Source organism: Bacillus sp. OTU2372, from assembly GCF_038440275.1.
GTDB classification, from domain to species: Bacteria; Bacillota; Bacilli; order Bacillales; family Cytobacillaceae; genus Neobacillus; species Neobacillus bataviensis_B.
The window spans coordinates 1-18,484 of record NZ_JASATK010000007.1; the positions used below are offsets into that span (position 1 = coordinate 1).

General features: G+C 40.3%; 20 protein-coding genes and 1 other annotated feature. All 20 genes read right to left on the minus strand.

Annotation, left to right across the window (positions count from 1 at the left end; all coding sequences use genetic code 11):
• Positions 1-27: 27 nt before the first annotated feature.
• The 20 genes from pheA to AAHB15_RS13260 all read right to left on the minus strand — a co-directional run bounded on the left by pheA (position 28) and on the right by AAHB15_RS13260 (position 18,442).
• Complete coding sequence (gene pheA / locus AAHB15_RS13165) at positions 28-882, minus strand: prephenate dehydratase (RefSeq protein WP_335571877.1); 855 nt, start codon at positions 880-882, stop codon at positions 28-30.
• A gap of 69 nt (positions 883-951) precedes the next feature.
• Positions 952-1,401, minus strand: coding sequence for an ACT domain-containing protein (locus AAHB15_RS13170; protein WP_144564230.1), 450 nt, complete (start codon positions 1,399-1,401; stop codon positions 952-954).
• Between the two features lie 30 nt (positions 1,402-1,431).
• A complete protein-coding gene (gene obgE, locus AAHB15_RS13175; protein ID WP_335571878.1) occupies positions 1,432-2,724 on the minus strand; it encodes a GTPase ObgE in 1,293 nt (430 codons plus the stop codon).
• Positions 2,725-2,761: 37 nt separating this feature from the next.
• Positions 2,762-3,307, minus strand: a complete 546-nt coding sequence (locus AAHB15_RS13180; RefSeq protein ID WP_335571879.1) for a Spo0B C-terminal domain-containing protein — start codon at positions 3,305-3,307, stop codon at positions 2,762-2,764.
• A gap of 192 nt (positions 3,308-3,499) precedes the next feature.
• Entirely contained in the window at positions 3,500-3,796 is a 297-nt protein-coding gene (gene rpmA / locus AAHB15_RS13185; RefSeq protein ID WP_098529850.1) for a 50S ribosomal protein L27, read from the minus strand.
• A 1-nt stretch (position 3,797) separates the two neighbouring features.
• Complete coding sequence (locus AAHB15_RS13190; protein ID WP_098529849.1) at positions 3,798-4,139, minus strand: ribosomal-processing cysteine protease Prp; 342 nt, start codon at positions 4,137-4,139, stop codon at positions 3,798-3,800.
• 15 nt (positions 4,140-4,154) lie between these two features.
• The gene (rplU, locus tag AAHB15_RS13195; RefSeq protein WP_098529848.1) at positions 4,155-4,463 is read right to left on the minus strand and encodes a 50S ribosomal protein L21; all 309 of its coding nucleotides are present in this window, start codon (positions 4,461-4,463) and stop codon (positions 4,155-4,157) included.
• Positions 4,464-4,476: 13 nt separating this feature from the next.
• Positions 4,477-4,559 (minus strand) — a sequence feature (ribosomal protein L21 leader region).
• A 76-nt stretch (positions 4,560-4,635) separates the two neighbouring features.
• Positions 4,636-6,093 carry an Rne/Rng family ribonuclease gene (locus AAHB15_RS13200; RefSeq protein WP_342042579.1) on the minus strand — a complete coding sequence of 486 codons (1,458 nt, stop codon included), beginning with the start codon at positions 6,091-6,093 and terminating at the stop codon, positions 4,636-4,638.
• A 91-nt stretch (positions 6,094-6,184) separates the two neighbouring features.
• Positions 6,185-7,051: a M50 family metallopeptidase gene (locus AAHB15_RS13205; RefSeq protein WP_335571881.1), complete on the minus strand. Its 867-nt coding sequence runs from the start codon at positions 7,049-7,051 to the stop codon at positions 6,185-6,187.
• A complete protein-coding gene (locus tag AAHB15_RS13210) occupies positions 7,044-7,850 on the minus strand; it encodes a M23 family metallopeptidase (RefSeq protein ID WP_335571882.1) in 807 nt (268 codons plus the stop codon). Before AAHB15_RS13210 ends, AAHB15_RS13205 begins: the two co-directional genes overlap by 8 nt.
• Before the next feature lie 241 nt (positions 7,851-8,091).
• Positions 8,092-8,895: a septum site-determining protein MinD gene (gene minD, locus AAHB15_RS13215; protein WP_144564248.1), complete on the minus strand. Its 804-nt coding sequence runs from the start codon at positions 8,893-8,895 to the stop codon at positions 8,092-8,094.
• 1 nt (position 8,896) lies between these two features.
• Positions 8,897-9,577, minus strand: coding sequence for a septum site-determining protein MinC (gene minC / locus AAHB15_RS13220; RefSeq protein WP_335571883.1), 681 nt, complete (start codon positions 9,575-9,577; stop codon positions 8,897-8,899).
• Between the two features lie 144 nt (positions 9,578-9,721).
• Positions 9,722-10,240: a rod shape-determining protein MreD gene (gene mreD, locus AAHB15_RS13225; protein WP_335571884.1), complete on the minus strand. Its 519-nt coding sequence runs from the start codon at positions 10,238-10,240 to the stop codon at positions 9,722-9,724.
• A gap of 2 nt (positions 10,241-10,242) precedes the next feature.
• The gene (mreC, locus tag AAHB15_RS13230) at positions 10,243-11,112 is read right to left on the minus strand and encodes a rod shape-determining protein MreC (RefSeq protein WP_335571885.1); all 870 of its coding nucleotides are present in this window, start codon (positions 11,110-11,112) and stop codon (positions 10,243-10,245) included.
• A gap of 61 nt (positions 11,113-11,173) precedes the next feature.
• Complete coding sequence (locus AAHB15_RS13235; RefSeq protein WP_335571886.1) at positions 11,174-12,196, minus strand: rod shape-determining protein; 1,023 nt, start codon at positions 12,194-12,196, stop codon at positions 11,174-11,176.
• A 162-nt stretch (positions 12,197-12,358) separates the two neighbouring features.
• Positions 12,359-13,048 carry a RadC family protein gene (gene radC / locus AAHB15_RS13240; protein WP_335571887.1) on the minus strand — a complete coding sequence of 230 codons (690 nt, stop codon included), beginning with the start codon at positions 13,046-13,048 and terminating at the stop codon, positions 12,359-12,361.
• A 33-nt stretch (positions 13,049-13,081) separates the two neighbouring features.
• Positions 13,082-13,654, minus strand: a complete 573-nt coding sequence (locus AAHB15_RS13245; protein WP_335571888.1) for a Maf family protein — start codon at positions 13,652-13,654, stop codon at positions 13,082-13,084.
• Between the two features lie 201 nt (positions 13,655-13,855).
• The gene (locus AAHB15_RS13250) at positions 13,856-14,938 is read right to left on the minus strand and encodes a hypothetical protein (RefSeq protein ID WP_335571889.1); all 1,083 of its coding nucleotides are present in this window, start codon (positions 14,936-14,938) and stop codon (positions 13,856-13,858) included.
• A 429-nt stretch (positions 14,939-15,367) separates the two neighbouring features.
• A complete protein-coding gene (locus AAHB15_RS13255) occupies positions 15,368-16,195 on the minus strand; it encodes a prepilin peptidase (protein ID WP_342042580.1) in 828 nt (275 codons plus the stop codon).
• Positions 16,196-17,131: 936 nt separating this feature from the next.
• A complete protein-coding gene (locus AAHB15_RS13260) occupies positions 17,132-18,442 on the minus strand; it encodes a bifunctional folylpolyglutamate synthase/dihydrofolate synthase (RefSeq protein WP_335571892.1) in 1,311 nt (436 codons plus the stop codon).
• Positions 18,443-18,484: the final 42 nt, after the last annotated feature.

Consider the following 18,484-nt stretch of genomic DNA (forward strand, 5'->3'; position numbering starts at 1 on the left):
TCCAGATTGCACGGGTCTCTTCGTTTTTTAATCTAGATTTACGATTACCGATGGATAGCTTCCTAACACTTTGACACCACAGCCAAGTGCTTCGAGCTCTGCAATGGCTCCTGGAATTAGTACATCGTCAAGTTTCATTTCAAGATCGATGATAAAGAAATAATTGCCAATTCCTGTTTTCATTGGTCTTGATTCAATTTTGGAAAGATTTAATTTTCTCCAGGCAAACGCCGACAATACCTGATGAAGGGCTCCAGCCTGATCAGAAGGAAGTGTAACCATTAGTGTTGTCTTGTAATGAGATGAGCCGCTTATTTCCGCAAAATCCAAGCCCTGCTCTGATAAAACAAAGAAGCTGGTATGGTTAAAATGAAAATCATGAATATCTTTTTGGACGATGGCTAGTCCATATTCTTTGGCTGCGAGTTCATTCGCAATCGCGGCTGCATTCATTTTTGGCTGCTCCATGACCATCTTCGCCGCTGCTGCTGTCGACGAGATACTTTCAATTGGTACACCTTTAAAATGGGTATGTAAAAACTTATGACACTGGGCAATTGCATGGGAATGGCTAAATACTTTTGAAACAGACTGCCAATGGTCCTTATTATCAGGATGAACCATTAAATGCTGTTTAATCGGCAGTGTGATTTCTCCAACAATTGGAATATCGACTACATGTGTTAAATAATCTAGTGTAATGTTTACTGATCCTTCAAGGGCGTTTTCAACCGGTACAACGGCTAAATCCACTTTATGATCTACGATGGCATCGATACTTTCTGGAATTGTATTATACGGTTCCAACTCGAATCCTTTAAAAACTTTACTTACAGCTAATTCTGTAAATGTTGCTTTTGGCCCCAAATAACCAACCTTCATGACTTTCCCCACTCCTCTGTATTTTTAAAAAGGAAGGCTAAAGACCAGGCCCATAGCGGACCTTGTCCACTACGCACCTGTTCCCAGCACTTCCACTTTTTCTACAAATTCAAGTTTTCTTAGTTCCGTTAGTAGATCGTCCAGCTTTGTTGTGATATTCGAAGTATTTAATGACAATGTCACATTGGCCCTGCCCTGAAGCGGAATCGTTTGGTGTATCGTCAGCACATTACATCCTGATAAGGCAACGACGCTTAACAAGTGAGACAACGTGCCTGAGCGATCTTCCAAATGAAAGAAAAGGGAAATGATCTTTTCCTTCTGAATTGTAGAAAAAGGAAAAACAGTGTCCCTATATTTATAAAAGGCGCTTCTGCTTAGGTCCGCTTTTAGAACGGCATCCGCAATCGAATCTGCTTTGCCTCTTTCAAGCATTTCTTTCACTTCAATTGTTTTCTTCATCGCTTCCGGCAAAACATCCTCACGGACCAAGTAAAACTTTTTATCCAAATTATCCATTTAAACTCAACCTCGTTCTTTTACGGAAAACTACTCAATAAACTCAAATTCGAACTCTAACAGCTTCACAATATCCCCATCTTTTGCTCCTCTTTCTCTCAAGGCATCATCAACCCCAAAACCACGCAGCTGACGGGCAAAACGGCGAACAGATTCTTCTCTTGAAAAGTCAGTCATCTTAAATAATCGTTCGAGTTTATCACCTGAAAGTACATATGAGCCGTCAGGATCTCTTGTAATCGTAAAGGCATCCGGATCTGCTTCATGTTTATATAATACACGATGTACGCCAGTTACATCTTCCTCTTCATGCTCAAGTGGGAATTCTGGTGTTTGCTCGATTTTATCGGCAATCGCAAATAATAGATCACGCAAACCTTTTCGTGTTAGGGCCGAAATAGGGAAAATTGGATAATCCTCTTCTAACTGCTCTTTAAACATTTCCAAGTGTTCCTCTGCATCCGGCATATCCATTTTATTTGCAACAATGATTTGCGGGCGCTCGGTCAATCTTAGGTTATATTCTTTTAACTCTTTGTTAATGGTCACAAAATCCTCGAATGGATCTCTTCCTTCCGTTGCGGCCATATCAATGACATGAACAATCACCCTTGTCCGCTCAATATGCCGTAAAAACTGATGACCAAGTCCTACGCCTTCACTCGCGCCTTCAATTAATCCCGGCAGGTCGGCCATAACAAAGCTTCGGCCATCTTCTGTTTCTACCATGCCAAGATTAGGTACGATCGTTGTGAAGTGATATTCAGCAATCTTTGGTTTTGCCGATGACACAACCGATAATAATGTCGACTTCCCTACACTTGGGAATCCAACAAGACCAACATCAGCAAGCAGTTTTAATTCAAGAATAACATCGCGCTCTTGCCCAGGCTCACCATTCTCAGCAATCTCCGGAGCAGGATTCTGCGGGGTAGCAAACCGAGTGTTGCCTCGCCCGCCGCGGCCGCCCTTAGCAATGATGGCCTGTTGACCATGTTCTACTAAATCAGCGATGACCTCTTTTGTTTCAGCATCGATAACCACCGTACCAGGCGGAACCTTGACAATCATATCGTGAGCGCCTCTGCCATGCATTCCCTTGGACATGCCATGTTCTCCGCGCTCTGCTTTGAAATGACGCTTATAACGGAAATCCATTAAGGTACGTAAACCCTCATTGACCTCAAAGACAACATTTGCTCCTTTACCGCCATCTCCGCCGGCCGGTCCACCATTTGGTACATATTTTTCACGGCGAAAGGCAACCATCCCATTTCCGCCGTCTCCGCCTTTTACATATATTTTAACTTGATCGACAAACATCTAATTCCTCCAGTCTTGCACAATAAATTAACTGATATCACAGCGAGTTATTTTTCAGCATTGGCATAAATAACTCGAGGGAGAGTTCGGTTTCTGTAAATTCCTTGACGGACAAATCAACCGTTTTATCCGATAGGAAGATCTCCATCAGTTCTCTGTTACTTATTATCCCGCTAAAATCAAAAAAGAAACGAACACCGTCTGATTGCGGTTCAATTGTAATCGATAGATTATTCTCTTGATATGGCTCAATCGCTTGATTCAAACTTCCAAAAAAGGCAGTTGTCCAATTAGTCACAGCCAGATCATTGATTTTTGAGGCATCTGGCTCAAACAGCACCTCATATTCCAATCTAAAGGAAGGATTTTCCCAGTTAGATTTTAAGAGCAGCGCAGCAAATAACGGAATATGTAAATTTGATAATTTTGTTTCATGCTGGGCCTCTATCACGATTTCGTCAATGACTTGTTTGGCCCGGTCAATCCGATTAAGGTCGAGATTTCCCTTTATCAGCTGCAGCTTATTTAACCAATCATGTCGTGAGTGCCTTAGCACCTCCACGATATCCCATTCTTTCCCCATATGTACACTCCCACATTTAAGTGTTGACACTGTTTCCTGTTAGTATATCAAAAAAACATACATGAGTAGACTTTTTTGTATAAGAAAAGTTTTTTTAGAGGCAAAAAGAGCTTTCAAAGAAGATTATGGATGAGGATCTTAATGCAAAAAGAAAACTCTAACCAATCAGGTTAGAGTTTTCTGATGTATTCCTTACGCTTCTTGAGCAGCTGCTGGGTATACACTTACTTGTTTGCGGTCACGACCTAAACGTTCGAATTTAACAACGCCGTCGATTTTTGCAAAAAGAGTGTCATCACCACCGCGGCCAACGTTTTCACCTGGGTAAATCTTTGTACCGCGTTGACGGTAAAGGATAGAACCACCAGTTACAAATTGACCGTCTGCACGCTTCGCACCAAGGCGCTTTGCGATGGAGTCACGTCCGTTCTTTGTAGAACCTACTCCCTTTTTAGATGCAAACAATTGAAGATCTAATTTTAATAACATTTCATTCCACCTCCTGCTTTTTGAAGGTTATTTTAATGTGCTCTCCGTACTCTTCTTCTATCGTTCGTAATGAAACAGCCATCCCCTCAAGAAGAAGTTGAACTTTCTCATTTATGACTTCCGGAATGTTTTCCGGAATTACACAGCGGAGAAAGCCATCTCCTTGTTCAATCTCTGGAGTGATACCTGTTATAGCATGCACTGCATTAATTGCACCAACGGAAACTGCAGATGCACCTGCACAGACAATGTCTTGTCCCCGATTGGCAAAAAAAGCATGACCGCTTATTTTAAACGATTGAATTGTGCCGGACTCAGTACGATAAATCGTAATGTTAATCATCTATTTTCCAACACCTTACGCGTTGATTTTTTCGATGACTACTTTAGTGTAAGGTTGACGATGGCCTTGTTTCTTACGGTTGTTTTTCTTCGCTTTATACTTGAAAACGATGATTTTCTTTTGACGACCTTGCTTTTCAACTTTAGCTGTAACTGTAGCGCCAGCAACAACAGGGCTGCCAACTTTCACAGTTTCACCGCCAACGAAAAGAACCTTGTCAAAAGTAACTGTTTCACCAGCTTCAACATCTAATTTTTCAATGTAGATAGCTTGGCCTTCTTCGACTTTCAATTGCTTACCGCCAGTTTCGATAATTGCGTACATGAACTGCACCTCCTTATAAACTCAGACTCGCCAAATACAGGCGCTTATGCGTAAAGCAAAAGGCTTACTACCTGCACTGTGCGGTTGTAGCACGGGTGCGCTACAAACATAACATTAAGATACTAACATAGTTTAATTGAATATGTCAATACCAATTTGGGTACTTCATAGGTCAGTGAAGTTCCTTTTGAGAGAGGTCCTCCACATTTCCAAACTGCTTTAATTGATAAAAATAAGGTAAAGAAGGCTGTAGCGTAAAATATAGTTTAAGATGGAGAAGTTCTTCTAAAACCTCTCTGTAGGCCTCATTTGTCCCGAGGAGTGCCTCTTTTACCTCTGGATTTGTCTCTATAAGGATTGCCTCAAAATCGGCGTTTCGGTGCTCTAACAGCTCTCTCTCAAGCCGGAAGGCAACCGTTTCTGGACTAAGAATGCGGCCTGTGCCATCGCAGACCGGGCATTTAACCTTTAGTGCTTCTGATAAGGCAACCTTTGTCTTTTTCCTTGTCAACTGGAGAATGCCAAGTTCTGTAAACCCAATGATTTTCGTTCTTTTCTCATCCTTACTTAATGCCAATTCCACTGTACCGAGAATGGTTTGCTTGTCCTCTTCCCGGATCATATCAATAAAATCGATCAAAACAATTCCGCCGATATCACGGAGACGAAGCTGTCTGACGATTTCTTTTGCTGCGAGTTGATTGGTTTTGAGGACCGTTTCCTGGTAGTCCACCTTACCGGAAAATTTTCCTGTGTTAACATCGATAATCGTTAACGCTTCGGTCTCATCAAAGATAAGGTAGGCCCCATGATCAAGCCAAACAATCCTCTTTAGGGCTTTATCAATTTCATTCTCCACTTTGCTGCTAGAAAAAATATTTTCCTTACCGTTGTAATAAGTGAGGGTAACGTGATCGTTTACTGATTCTAGTAATTTTTTCAGAGAGATATCATCAACAATGATTTCGCCTGTTTTCATCCTTGCCGCTTGGGTGCTGATCATTTCAATAAAGGTGTCCTTTTGAAAAAGTAACCCGGGCTTTTTTAAGGCTGACGCTTTTTGTAATAGTTCTTGATATTGTTCTCTTAGAGTATGTAGTTCAGCGGCGATCTCCTCTTCTGAACTATAGATCGCCGAGGTCCGGAAGATCAGCCCTTCTTCTTCCGTTTTTAATTTGCTTCCGATTTGCCGCAATGCCGTTTTCTTCGATTCATTGGCAATTTTCTTAGATACCGCCACATATCGTCCCTGTGGCATATAAACGAGGTGATTTCCATCGATCTCAATGATTCCATTAACTTTCGGGCCTTTGGTGCCTGTTGCATCCTTCTCGACCTGTACGAGCATTTTTTCACCTTGATGGACGAAGGAGGTGACGTTTTTTTGTTTTTCTGTTGATTGAACATATGATGGGAGCGCATTTCGGTTTAAATAAGCATTTTTCTCCTCGCCGATATCGATGAAAGCTGCGTTCATACCGGGCAGTACCTTTGTAACGGTCCCCCAATAAATATTGCCAACCAGCGAGCGATGTTCAGGTCGGTCAATGACAATATTTTCAACACGGTTATCTCTTAGATAAGCAAATCGCTTTTCCCGTGAATGGTAGTTGATAATTAATGTTTCCACTTGAGGCGTCCTCACTTTACAAGCTTTCTTAAAATCACAGAAGAAGCGCTCGTCATCCGGGCGCTTCTCTCGTTTTTCTTATTATACCCTATTAGTAGGAAAAAAGAAGGTCGCTGATTTTATCGGTCAACCGCTTTTCCGAAAAATAAGCATGTAGGAGCTCGTTCTCATCTAGTGTTCCGGTTTCTCGGCCGTCTGCCTCGACAATAATCGGATGCTTGCAGCCACGCTGAAATTTTTCGAGGACATGGATTAACAAATCCTCTTCGTTCGCCTGGATGGGCTTCAGGTTATCAAGGGTGGCCTTTTTCCCGTAATAACGCTCAAGTAAAAACCTCATAAAGATATAGCGGCGCTGCTTCCATTCATGGTAAAGCGAAAAAAACAAGAAGAAAATCACAACCCAAACATTCAAATGCAAAGGTGCTGTTACTAAAATGCTCACAGAAAACAAGCTCAAACAGCAAAGGGAAATCAGTAATGTCAGCTCATGGGCCCTTGGAAAAGAATCCTTTAATGAGAGCAGTAAAAATACCAGCTTACCCCCATCAAGCGGCCAAACTGGGAATAGGTTAAAAACCAAGATCATCACATTATAATTGATAAACAGATGAAATAAATCCTCCGGGAGCAGCTGAAATGAAAATAAGACGTATGCGAGCCCGACCATCCAGACATGCTGCAGCGGCCCGGCAAGCACCACAATCATCTCTTCCTTTAACGGACGGTTACCATGCTCATCCATTTCAGCTACCCCGCCAAACGGAAGCAGGGAGATTTTTTTGATCCTCCAGGAAAAAAAAGAAGCCGCAGCAGCATGCCCCATTTCATGTATAAAAATAATCCCTAGCAGCAGCGAGACTTCAAGGAAATGGGCTGTAGCAATCGATAATGCAATCACAATCCACAACAACGGATGGATTGAAACCAGTCTTAGAAGTGTAATAATCCTATTCAAAGCGGATCACCTGAATCGGATCGATAAAATTATCGTCTTTTTTAATGGCAAAATAGTATTGGCCTTTTGTCTTATCTTCCCCAGTAGAGGCAGACACTGTTCCAACAACGGTTCTCTTATCGACGTACTCATACAATTTCACCTTAACGTCGTCCAAATTCCCGTACCATGTTTCCGATTTATCAGAGTGTTGGATGATGACGGTTTTGCCAATCCCTTCTTTTACACCTGCAAAAGTAACCAAGCCGTCATTAATCGCTTGAACCGCGGCACCTTTTCCCGTTTCAATCATGATCCCCTGACCATTTTTTTGAAAGTTTTCAAGAATCTTTCCCATTGCTGGTACTGATAAATTCTGATTCTCTGCCACCGTTTTTTGATCAGAGGTTTTTTCGTCTGTAAAAGGCAGCAGCGCTAATGGTTTGCCGAACTTCTCCTCATACCAATTAGATACCACGGCAAACTTAAAGTCCTTGTCCATTTGACCTGTAATAAATTCCCTAGCCGGATCCAGTTTTACAGTATGATTACGGAATAAAATGGCAACGGCTAAGAAAAGAAGCGCCGAGGCCAAGATTTTGAACAAGAACACTTCTTTTTTAAAGAGTGGATGCCCCTCATCATCGCCTCCATCCACGGAAGGACTCGTGTACTTAAAATCATAATGCTCATCATCACCAGGCCAAGTAATTTGGCGTTCAGGACTTTTAGAATTTGAATTTAAATTAGAATTGTTACCTTGTTCTTTTTTTCTTTTGGCGATTCGCCGCCGTATTTCTTCCGGTGTAGACCGCGCCATACTCCATCAACCCTTTTCCTACTTTTTTGTACAAGTTTATGTACGAGGAAGGACGAGTATGACAAACATTAAAAAGCCTGTCCGCAATTAAACGCGGACAGGCTCTTGTTATACTTTGATTACTTCCTAGCTACAGCGCCTAGGGGCTCGGGGTCATAAGCCAATCCGTCAAGAAGGCTAAAAAACAGCCTTCTCGCCGGCTCGTCTTATGCCTGTCGCCCCTGGTCAAGGCGCTTCCGCTTTATCTTACGCCAAAAAACTTTTTAAGTTTAGTAAAAACACCTTTGTTTGCATCCTCAAGGGGCTGAAGCGGAATGGATTCACCAAGAATTCTTCTGGCAATATTCCGGTAGGCAATCGATGCCTTGCTATTTGGATTTAAGGCAATCGGTTCGCCGTGATTCGAGGCTTTAATAACCTCTTCATCATCGGCAACAATGCCAATCAACTCAATCGATAAATGCTGGGTGATTTCATCAATATCAAGCATATCCCCAGTCTTCATCATATGATTGCGAATCCGGTTGACCACTAATTTAGGCGCTTCCATATTATTCTGTTTTTCTAAAAGACCGATAATCCGGTCGGCATCACGGACGGCAGATACCTCAGGTGTTGTCACGACAATCGCTTTATCGGCACCGGCTACTGCATTTTGAAAGCCCTGTTCAATCCCGGCTGGGCAATCAATAATAATATAATCATAGTCTTGCTTTAATTCGATCATTAATTCTTTCATTTGTTCCGGTGTTACTGCTGATTTATCAACAGTTTGAGCAGCCGGAAGTAAATATAATAAGCCGTCAAAACGTTTATCCTTGACCAAGGCTTGATGGATTTTACATCTTTTTTCTACAACATCCACCAGGTCATAAATAATCCTGTTTTCTAAACCCATTACTACATCCAAATTTCGAAGACCGATGTCTGTATCTACTAAGCATACCTTTTTTCCTTGAAGGGCCAAAGAAGTCCCAATATTAGCAGAAGTCGTGGTTTTTCCCACTCCGCCCTTACCGGATGTAATTACGATTGCCTCTCCCACCTTAATGTCCCCCTTCGAATCTGTTTAAATTAGGCCTTAATTGAACTAAAACTTGTAATCTATCAACAATAATTTTCCGGTCCTCATTTATGTAAGCACATTCCATTTCCCGCGGTTCATTGTTCTCAGCATGATCGGGTGCGCGATTAATTTGATCACTTATCCGGAGCTGCGATGGTTTCATACTAGACGCAGCAATCACTGCTTCCTCATTGCCAAAGCAGCCGGCATGTGCAACACCTTTTAATGTTCCCATTACAAAAATATTTCCACCGGCAATGAGGGTTCCACCAGGGTTAACATCGCCGATCAATAATAAATCACCAGGGGCTTCCAGCACTTGCCCTGATCGAATAATTTTAGAAACAGTCATTACCTCATTTTCAATCTTTTGCTGTTTTGCTTCTTCGAGCGTGATAACATTCGAAACAATATCATCGACAACCAAGTTTCTTTTTTGGAGAATTAACTCTTTTAACTCCTCATGCTGCTCTAAGGATAGATAGCGGTTGCCCACGTTTACTTTTACAGAAATTAAATTGCGCTCGTCCTGTGTCCGGGAGTTTGCTGATAGCTTTTGATCCAGTTCCTTTTTTAGTTCCTCATAGGAACATGTATCGTCAAGATGAAGGACAAGGCCTTCCTTCGTACCCTTTATTGTAACATTTTGCCGCTTTTTCATGGAGATTTTTTCACCTCATAATAAGAAAACAATTTAGGAATAGGAGTCCTATGGTCCTATTCCAAATCAAAATATACAGACATTTAATAAAAATTCGACACGAGAGGTCCATTCTCCTCTTTTAAAAAGAAATCTAGTTTAAGACTAATCAGCCCGCATTGCATCCATATGTTTTTCGAACAACCTTTTTAATGGATATACAGTAATGAGCACAAATAGCGCATTTAAGATAAGCGTTGGGTAAAACCGCAAATTAATATAGCTCTTAAAATCGATGTCCGTCACATGGATCAAATGGTCCATTTCATATACGCCCACTTCTAATAAAGCAATCCCTACGATCGTTATGAGAATCGCAACAATAAAATTGTTTTGCAGGATATTTAAGATTTTGGAAGCAAGATAGGCAACAAACGGAAAAAGGAAAAGGTAAATTCCAATAATTTCAATATAGACAATATCATACAAAAGCCCAAAGATGGCTGCATAAATAATCCCTTGTTTTTTGCTCACAAAAATAGTCAGAAATAATAAAGCGGCAAACAGAAAGTGAGGAGCGATTATTTTGCTTTGACCAAAAAGATCCTCTGGGACATATTGAACATATAAGCTTTCCAAAATAAATAAAAACAGAAACAAAAGAGGGAGAAGGAATCTTTTCACGATTACTCCCCCGTTCCTGTTGTTGGATCAGCAGCTTGAGCCATAACTCTTTTCGTCACAATGACCGTTTTAATATCATAAAAATCAGCCCCTGGTTTTACCAAGGCCGTTAGGTTTAATCCATATTGGTCCTGTTTTACTTCGACCACTTTCCCGATCATTAACCCTTTTGGAAATACATCCCCTAATCCAGAAGTGATCACGGTCTGGCCTTTTTGAATGTCCGCACCAGAAGGGATGGCCTTGACCTGAAGTAATTTCTTCTCGCTGTCATAGCCTTCCACAAGTCCATATACATTGGTTTTCCCTTGAACAATCGCCGAAATTCGGTTCTTCGGATCCATTGAACTCAACAGCTGAACAGTCGAGCTAAATTGAGTCACACTCTTTACTTTTCCAATCAGGCCGTTAGCTGTTACAACTGCCATATTTTTCTTAACACCACTTAATTTACCTTTGTCGATTATAATCATTTCATGCCAACGATCAGGGTTTCTTCCAATCACAGTAGCTGGAAGTGGTTCATAATCTCTCAGGGTCTTCTTTTCACCGAGAACATCACGTAATTCTTTATTGTCATTCTTCAGCTCCTGAACCTGTGCTTCAAGGCTGGCAAGATTTTCAACTCGTGATTTTAATTCTTTATTCTCTTCGTATGTATTAGTAAGGTCCTGGAGATTTTCAAAAAAGCCTGCAACATAGTTAGTAGGCTTAGAAACCAAGGATTGAACCCAGCCGGTTGTATCTTTGACAAATTGCTCCGGCCAGGATAGTTTGCTTCTCTCCCTTAAAGAAAACCCAATCAATGCCACGAGAACAATAATGCTGACAAGCAAAAAAATCAGTCGTTTATTCATAAAGAACTGTGGCATGATTATACACCTCATTTTTTCTATATAGATAAGAAAGTATTAGTCTTTAAAAAGCTCTTGCTTAACGAGTTTCCTTTGCCCTGTTTTTAAACAGATGGATATGGTCAAGAGCCTTCCCTGTACCGATGGCTACACAATCAAGTGGATTTTCGGCAATCAAAACAGGCATTTTTGTTTCTTCACTAATCACTCTGTCCAAATTACGAAGAAGCGCGCCCCCGCCTGTTAGAACAATGCCGCGGTCCATAATATCGGCAGCAAGTTCAGGCGGCGTTTTTTCTAACGTACTTTTTACCGCTTCTACGATCGCATAAACGGTATCATTAAGAGCGGACGCTATTTCTTTCGCTGTAATTTCAATTGTTTTTGGCAGACCTGTTAATAGATCACGACCGCGAATCTCCATATTATCGATTCCTTCCGGAGTGCCTGCAGAGCCGATTTCCATTTTAATTTGTTCTGAGGTGCGTTCCCCAATCATCAAATTATAATTTTTGCGGATATATGAAATAATCGAATCGTCCATTTCATCGCCAGCAACACGAATGGATTGGCTCGTTACGATTCCACCTAAAGAGATAATCGCGACTTCCGTCGTCCCTCCGCCAATGTCGACCACCATGCTTCCGGTTGGCTCCCAAACAGGCAGGTTCGCACCAATGGCCGCAGCAAATGGTTCTTCAATCGTATAAGCATCTTTTGCCCCAGCTTGTCTTGTTGCATCAATAACGGCTCTTTCTTCTACGGCGGTTATGCCTGATGGTACGCAGACCATGACATATGGTTTACCGGAAAAAAGATTATTACTTTTTTGTGCTTGACGGATGTGGTATTTCATCATCGCAGCGGTCGTTTCGAAATCCGCGATCACTCCATCCTTCATCGGCCTCATGGCAACAACGTTCCCCGGTGTCCGTCCAATCATATTTTTTGCGTCGTTCCCAACTGCGACAATACTTTTTGTATCGGTCTGCATGGCTACTACTGATGGCTCACGTAATACAATGCCTTTTCCTTTTACATAGACGAGGGTATTGGCGGTTCCCAAGTCAATTCCAAGATCTCTAGGTCTAATTCCAAACATACTGTTGTATCTCCCTTTCTGTTACTAAATGCACAAATTCTATAGGCAGGTAATCACCTTAATTATCATGTCTTTTATCGTACTATTTACATGGTTACTTTAAAAAACAGTCCTAAAAATCATACCCAATATTATATCCTAACGTCAAATAATATCATAGTGTTATAAATATCCTTTTTCCTTTAAACTCACAAACTTGTTTTCGCCGATAATCAAATGATCAAGAAGGTCGATCCCAATTATCTTCCCGCACTCCACCAAACGCTTAGTAACCTCAATGTCCTCTCGGCTCGGAGTGGGGTCACCACTAGGATGATTATGCAGGGCAATGATTGAGGCAGCCGAACGTTTTAATGCTTCGCGAAACACTTCCCTCGGGTGTACTATTGAAGCATTTAAGCTGCCGATAAAGACGGTTTGTTTATGGATGACTTGATTTTTCGTGTTTAAAAATAAACAGACGAAATGTTCTTGGGTCAAGAAGCGCATATCGTTCATCACATACTTCGCCCCGTCTTCCGGAGAGCGTATCACATAGCGATCTGTGTAATTGAGATTGGCAATTCTTCTGCCGATCTCAACCGCTGCAAGAATCTGTATCGCTTTAGCTGCACCAATCCCTTTGATTTCCGTCATTTCTTCTAACGTCGCACCTTTTAACATGCGCAGACCTTCAAAGTGCGTTAAAAGGCGATTCGATAATTGCAGGACCGATTCTTCCTTTGTCCCGGTGCGGAGCAGGATCGCAATCAATTCATGATTGGATAAGCTTTGCGGTCCATGGTTAATAAAACGCTCTCTTGGTCTTTCATCATGCGGAAAATCACGAATCATTAATGTATTTGTGGACATTTAATTTCCTCCCCTTTTAGTGGGAGTCTTTCTCTAATATGGCAAATGGTAGCCTGACTTTTTCAATTCCCTTATGGTCCTTGCGACAGGCAGGCCGACAACCGCAAAATAGTCTCCATTTATTTTTTTGACAAGCATGCTGCCAAACTGCTGAATCCCGTAAGCACCTGCTTTATCAAACGGTTCACCACTTTGCACATAGGCGTTAATGTCTTCGTCTGTTAACTCCCAAAACCATACTTCTGTTCTTTCATAAAATTTTGTTGAACCCGTTGGAGTTACAATGGCAACACCAGTGAAAACTTCGTGCTGACGTCCTGATAACCTTTTTAACATACTAATGGCTTCCGCTTCGTCTGCTGGCTTTCCTAAAATTTGATGATCTACAACCACAACTGTGTCCGAGCCAATCACAAAGGCTTCTTGATTCTTCTGAAAAACGACCTGTGCTTTACGCTCGGCTAACTCCATGACTACTTCCTCTGGGGAGAGTGCAGGATCAAAGCTTTCATCAACTTCACTGCTTGAGATCGCAAATGATAAGTGGAGATTTTCTAGAAGTTCTTTTCGCCGTGGAGAAGAAGAGGCTAAAATGAGGTTTTGCATTCAATCACCTTACCTTTTGACATTTTGTATAGGGAGATACATGTTAATCCTATCAGAAATTGTAGAAGCAAACAATTTTAATATCATTAAATTTTGAAGATCATTGTCAAATTATGCAAAAAAATAATATTTCGGCACACAAGAAATAAGCCCCACCAAAATGGCAGGACTTATTTCCCGGAAAATATCAACTGTTGTCGACTACAATGAATAATAGGCACTTAAAAAGTTTAAAAGATGCTGTTGAGCTTGACTGAGGCTCTTTTTACTTTTGGATTTTTGATAAGTATCTAGCTTATCAGCAGCGGTCGTTAATTCTGTTTTTATCTTCGTTACCTTTGCATTCTTTAGCCCGCTCGTCTTTAATTGTTCCTCAAGACCTGTGATCGCCTTAGTCGATTCCTTAGACAGTTCATTATTTAATAGAGCAGTTGAGGTTGCTAATGATAACGTTTCATAGATAGTAGGTACATTCTTTAGGAAGCTTTTCTCTTTATCATTTAGACCGGATACTTGTTTTTCATCAAGTAACAGAGGCTTGGCAAAGACATCTTCGACACCATCTGCTTTATATTGATTGCCAAGTGATTTGGCTGTTTCAATGGAATCGGCTACTCCAAGGAATAGATATTGCTTTCCACTCATTTCAACTAGTTGTGATGGAACACCCTTTGAAGTTACCTCGGTTGACGTTTCCTTCGCACCATCCTTTGATGAGAATACACCGCCTTGGATTACATAGGTTGTCATTTGGTCTAAGGTGATAGCGTCCGATGATTTTTCTCCGGTATTGTCAACGGTTGTATTTCCGTTTTCTTCAGCCACTGTTGGTATTGTTTGAGTTCCCACCTTATCCGATGGTCCTGTGATCACTAGTTTCAACATAACAAATCCAATTGTTGTACCTATTAGGATGGCAAAGGCAGCTGAAGTGACAATCGTGACGATGTTACGATCCTTTTTCTTTTTTGGATTGGTTGAAAAGGATGATATTTTGGGGAGGCTCGGCTTTTTTGTTTTTTTATCGCCAGCAATCGTAAATTCCTCTATATCTTGATCGGAGGATTCCGGAATGATCCAGTCAAAACTTTCATCGACAGATTCCTGGGTGGCGGCTGTTTCTAAGAATCCATCATTTTCTAGTTTATTCGAATCTATTTCTATCACGCTTGGAATAGGTTCGATGTTTGGCTCGCGGTCGATTTTCTTAGGTTCTTCCTCAAAGGTTTGGGTTTCTCCATTTAATTTTATCTTGATTGTATTGCCTTTGTTAGGCTTGTCCACTGCTTGTACTCCTCTCTCTTCCGAAGGGTCATTGGGTTCATCCTAACATATAGGTAAAAAAAAATAACAAGACTTTTGTCGTCTTGTTATTGTAGTCTTTCGTCAAATTATTTGTTGATTCGGCATTATTTTAACAATTGCTTGTTGAAGTTGTGCATCAAATCGCTAAAAAGATTACCCTTAGCCGCTGGTACTGGGGCATCAATTTTTGGCAACTGAGGAGCCAAGTCTGCTATACTAGGAATGTACAACGTTGAGATCACTAATAAATAGCTTAGAGGTTTGTTGGTCTGACCAAAGCAAGTAATTTCTTGACCACTAGAAAAATTAATTGATTCCACAACAATAATGTGAAGAAAATTCTCACAAAACTTTGCCCTGACAGTGGGTTCTTTTGTATTAATTCTAACAACTTAATGAAGTGGTTATTTAATACCAAATTATTTTTTCTGTTATTAGAAGTAATAAGGGAAAAAGCCATACACACCCCCCTAATAAAAATACTTGATTAAGGAATTGTAAATAAATTTTAATTATATCCGATCCCCAAAAATAAGCTGTCAATGTTCCCCCAGCGATAAAAGGTCCAAATGGTACCGGCTGTCGCTGTTTGACAATTTTCACCAGTAACGCTACTCCACCAATAACGGAACCAAATAAAGTGGATATAAAGAATGATAGGAGGACTAATTTAACCCCTAAAATACCCCCTAGTAATGCGTATAGTTTTACATCACCAAAGCCCATTCCACCCTTGCTAACAAAAGCAATCATTAGTAAGAGAACAAATCCGATAAAAGCTCCAAGGAGACTGTCCCACCAGGGAGTTAATGGCCAAAAAAATCTTTCTATTAAAAAAATTCCTGCAAACCAAATGAGAATTTTATCTGGGATAATCATATAATGAATATCTGATACTACTATAATCATAAACATAGAGATTAATGTAAGCCCAACCACTAATTCTGAAGACCACCCAACAACTAACGGTGCAATTATAAATAGTATTCCTGTGAGTAATTCAAATATTGGATAGATAGGAGAAATCCGCTTTTGACAATCACGGCATTTCCCCTTTTGTATTATATATGAGGCTACTGGGATGAGTTCTATCGTTTTTAACAAATGCCCACATTTTGTACAGGTGGAACGTGGCCTTATAATAGATTTATTTAATGGAACTCGTAGTCCGACTACATTATAGAATGAACCTAGTACTAGACCTAATATAAAAAGATAACAATAGATAAACACCATTTAATTTTCATTTTCTCCTATTAAGGATTTGGATTTACAGCCCGCGTTTAAAAATTTCTTCAGCACCAATACCACCCGATGACATTGTATACCTTCTATAACATTAGCATCCAGATACGACCATTTTTGCTGGTTATATTTGTTGCGTATAAGTGAACGTGAGCATCCTTCTTTGAACTTCAAATAATCCTAGAATTGATCGTACAGAAATAGTAGTAATTATTCCAATAAAAACAATCCCCGCCAATAGCTGAATTAATGTTAATCTACACTGATTTTTAAATTTGTTTAAGTATTTTTAACTAAATTCTCACCTTCTTTTGGTATTATACACCTAGTGATATTGTCTCTTGTAGTATACATTAATAGATAATGAAAGGAAGTGAATTTTTTAGGAATTTTGTCTCTTTCTTCAGTATTGTTATATAAAAAGTTGATATAATTACTTAAACCTCTTTATCCTATTTTTCGACTTTTTTTCATAGATTTTTGCAATCTTGGCTAGCATGACATCCAAGGCACGCTGTCCTTTCTGCGATTATTGACATTTAAGTAACCAACGAAAAAGTCCAATTACTCAACATTGGCTTAGTCATTGAACGCTTACATTGCTAGAAAAAAGTGACCAAATTATGAGATTAACACTCTAATTGATCTAACTTCTAGCAACCATGGGTTGTTTAAAACATTACCGAAGATTTGGTATATTAAAAAAATCCCAGGCTCCGGACTTTAACCCATTAGAAATGAAGTCTATTGTTCGAAGCTTGATACTAAAAAGAAGCTCATCCATTTTCCAATGTTTATGATATAGGGAGAGATCTGCTTGCGATTACAAGGTAAGTACCACCCTCTGCAAATGGCTTTTTACAGTTCTATTTACGTTACATAAAAAAGCCAATTCATCTTTCGTGAATTGGCTTTTTAAAAAAATATTTAACATTTATTTTCCATATATTCAGAAATTATAGGTTTAACTTCTGAAATAAAATATAGAGAACCCGTAACGATTAACATCTCGTTAGGTTCCTGATTTTTTATCTTTTCTTGAAGATAAGACTTCCAATCATTTACTGCTACTTTGCTAGCTGAACTGCTAATTTCACATAATTCTTCCGCCTTAGCAGCGCGAGGAAAATCAAAGCTAACAAAAGTTATCTGATCCGCAATCCCATCTAACATCCTAATCATCTCATCCAATTTCTTATCCCTTAACGCAGCAAAAGCAATATGAATGTTTCGATCTTTATATCGGCTAGTTAGCTCATGAACTAATGCCGTAATTCCTTCCTGATTATGTGCACCATCAATAATTACCAGTGGTTTTTCAGAAAGAACTTCAAACCTGCCTGGCCAGTAAGCCTGCTTTAGTCCATTTAGAATGGATTGTTCCGTTACTGAAAAACCTGCCTGTTTTAAATAATTTGCGGCAAGAATAGCTAGTGAAGCATTTTCCGTTTGATGCTGCCCGATCATACTAATCTCAAGATCCTCAAGGGATAGTGACTTTGATTTTAGTGTAAAAACTTCCCCTTTGGCAATCGATTCATGTCCAGAAATCTGAAACTCTTGATTTAATCGAAAGATGGGGGCAGACTTCTTATCCGCCATTTCCTCAATTACCTTTAACGCACCAGGATGTTTAACCGCCGTAAAAATCGGTGTGTTATTTTTAATAATCCCAGCTTTTTCGAAAGCAATCTCCTCATAGGTATTACCTAGGATAGCGGTATGGTCTAATCCAATGTTTGTAATAATCGCAGCTAACGGCTGAATAATATTCGTGGAATCGAACCGTCCGCCTAACCCTACTTCAAAAATAACAATGTCGATATTGCTTGTATTCGCGAAATAGTAAAAGGCCATCGCCGTGATCACTTCGAACTCCGTTGGACCACCTAGTTCCGTTCCTTCTAATTCATCTGCGAGCGGCTTAATGACATTGGTCAGCTCTAATATTTCCTCATCACTAATCGGTTTTCCGTTAACACTGATTCGTTCGTTAAATTGTTCTATATACGGTGACGTAAAAGTTCCCACCGTATATCCTCCTGCCTGGAGAATTGATCTTAAAAAGGTAACCGTGGAACCTTTTCCATTTGTCCCTCCAACATGGACGGCTTTGATTTTCTTTTCCGGAGAGCCAAGTTTGTCCATCATCCATTCCATCCGTGTTAAGCCTGGTTTAATCCCTAGTCTGAGTCTCCCATGAATCCAGTCGAGGGCTTCTTGATAAGTTGTAAACAATTTTGGTACACCCCTTTTATGTAAGCGAGACGAACCCAGTGT

Bases quoted from the DNA above. Each gene is read 5' to 3' on its own strand.
- AAHB15_RS13210 (WP_335571882.1), bottom strand. From the start codon at position 7,850: ATGGCGCGGTCTACACCGGAAGAAATACGGCGGCGAATCGCCAAAAGA.
- minC (WP_335571883.1), bottom strand. From the start codon at position 9,577: ATGAAAAAGCGGCAAAATGTTACAATAAAGGGTACGAAGGAAGGCCTT.
- AAHB15_RS13190 (WP_098529849.1), bottom strand. From the start codon at position 4,139: ATGATTAACATTACGATTTATCGTACTGAGTCCGGCACAATTCAATCG.
- radC (WP_335571887.1), bottom strand. From the start codon at position 13,048: ATGTCCACAAATACATTAATGATTCGTGATTTTCCGCATGATGAAAGA.
- mreC (WP_335571885.1), bottom strand. From the start codon at position 11,112: ATGCCACAGTTCTTTATGAATAAACGACTGATTTTTTTGCTTGTCAGC.
- AAHB15_RS13255 (WP_342042580.1), bottom strand. From the start codon at position 16,195: ATGGTGTTTATCTATTGTTATCTTTTTATATTAGGTCTAGTACTAGGT.
- rpmA (WP_098529850.1), bottom strand. From the start codon at position 3,796: ATGTTATTAAAATTAGATCTTCAATTGTTTGCATCTAAAAAGGGAGTA.
- AAHB15_RS13245 (WP_335571888.1), bottom strand. From the start codon at position 13,654: ATGCAAAACCTCATTTTAGCCTCTTCTTCTCCACGGCGAAAAGAACTT.
- AAHB15_RS13235 (WP_335571886.1), bottom strand. From the start codon at position 12,196: ATGTTTGGAATTAGACCTAGAGATCTTGGAATTGACTTGGGAACCGCC.
- pheA (WP_335571877.1), bottom strand. From the start codon at position 882: ATGAAGGTTGGTTATTTGGGGCCAAAAGCAACATTTACAGAATTAGCT.
- obgE (WP_335571878.1), bottom strand. From the start codon at position 2,724: ATGTTTGTCGATCAAGTTAAAATATATGTAAAAGGCGGAGACGGCGGA.
- AAHB15_RS13180 (WP_335571879.1), bottom strand. From the start codon at position 3,307: ATGGGGAAAGAATGGGATATCGTGGAGGTGCTAAGGCACTCACGACAT.
- rplU (WP_098529848.1), bottom strand. From the start codon at position 4,463: ATGTACGCAATTATCGAAACTGGCGGTAAGCAATTGAAAGTCGAAGAA.
- AAHB15_RS13170 (WP_144564230.1), bottom strand. From the start codon at position 1,401: ATGGATAATTTGGATAAAAAGTTTTACTTGGTCCGTGAGGATGTTTTG.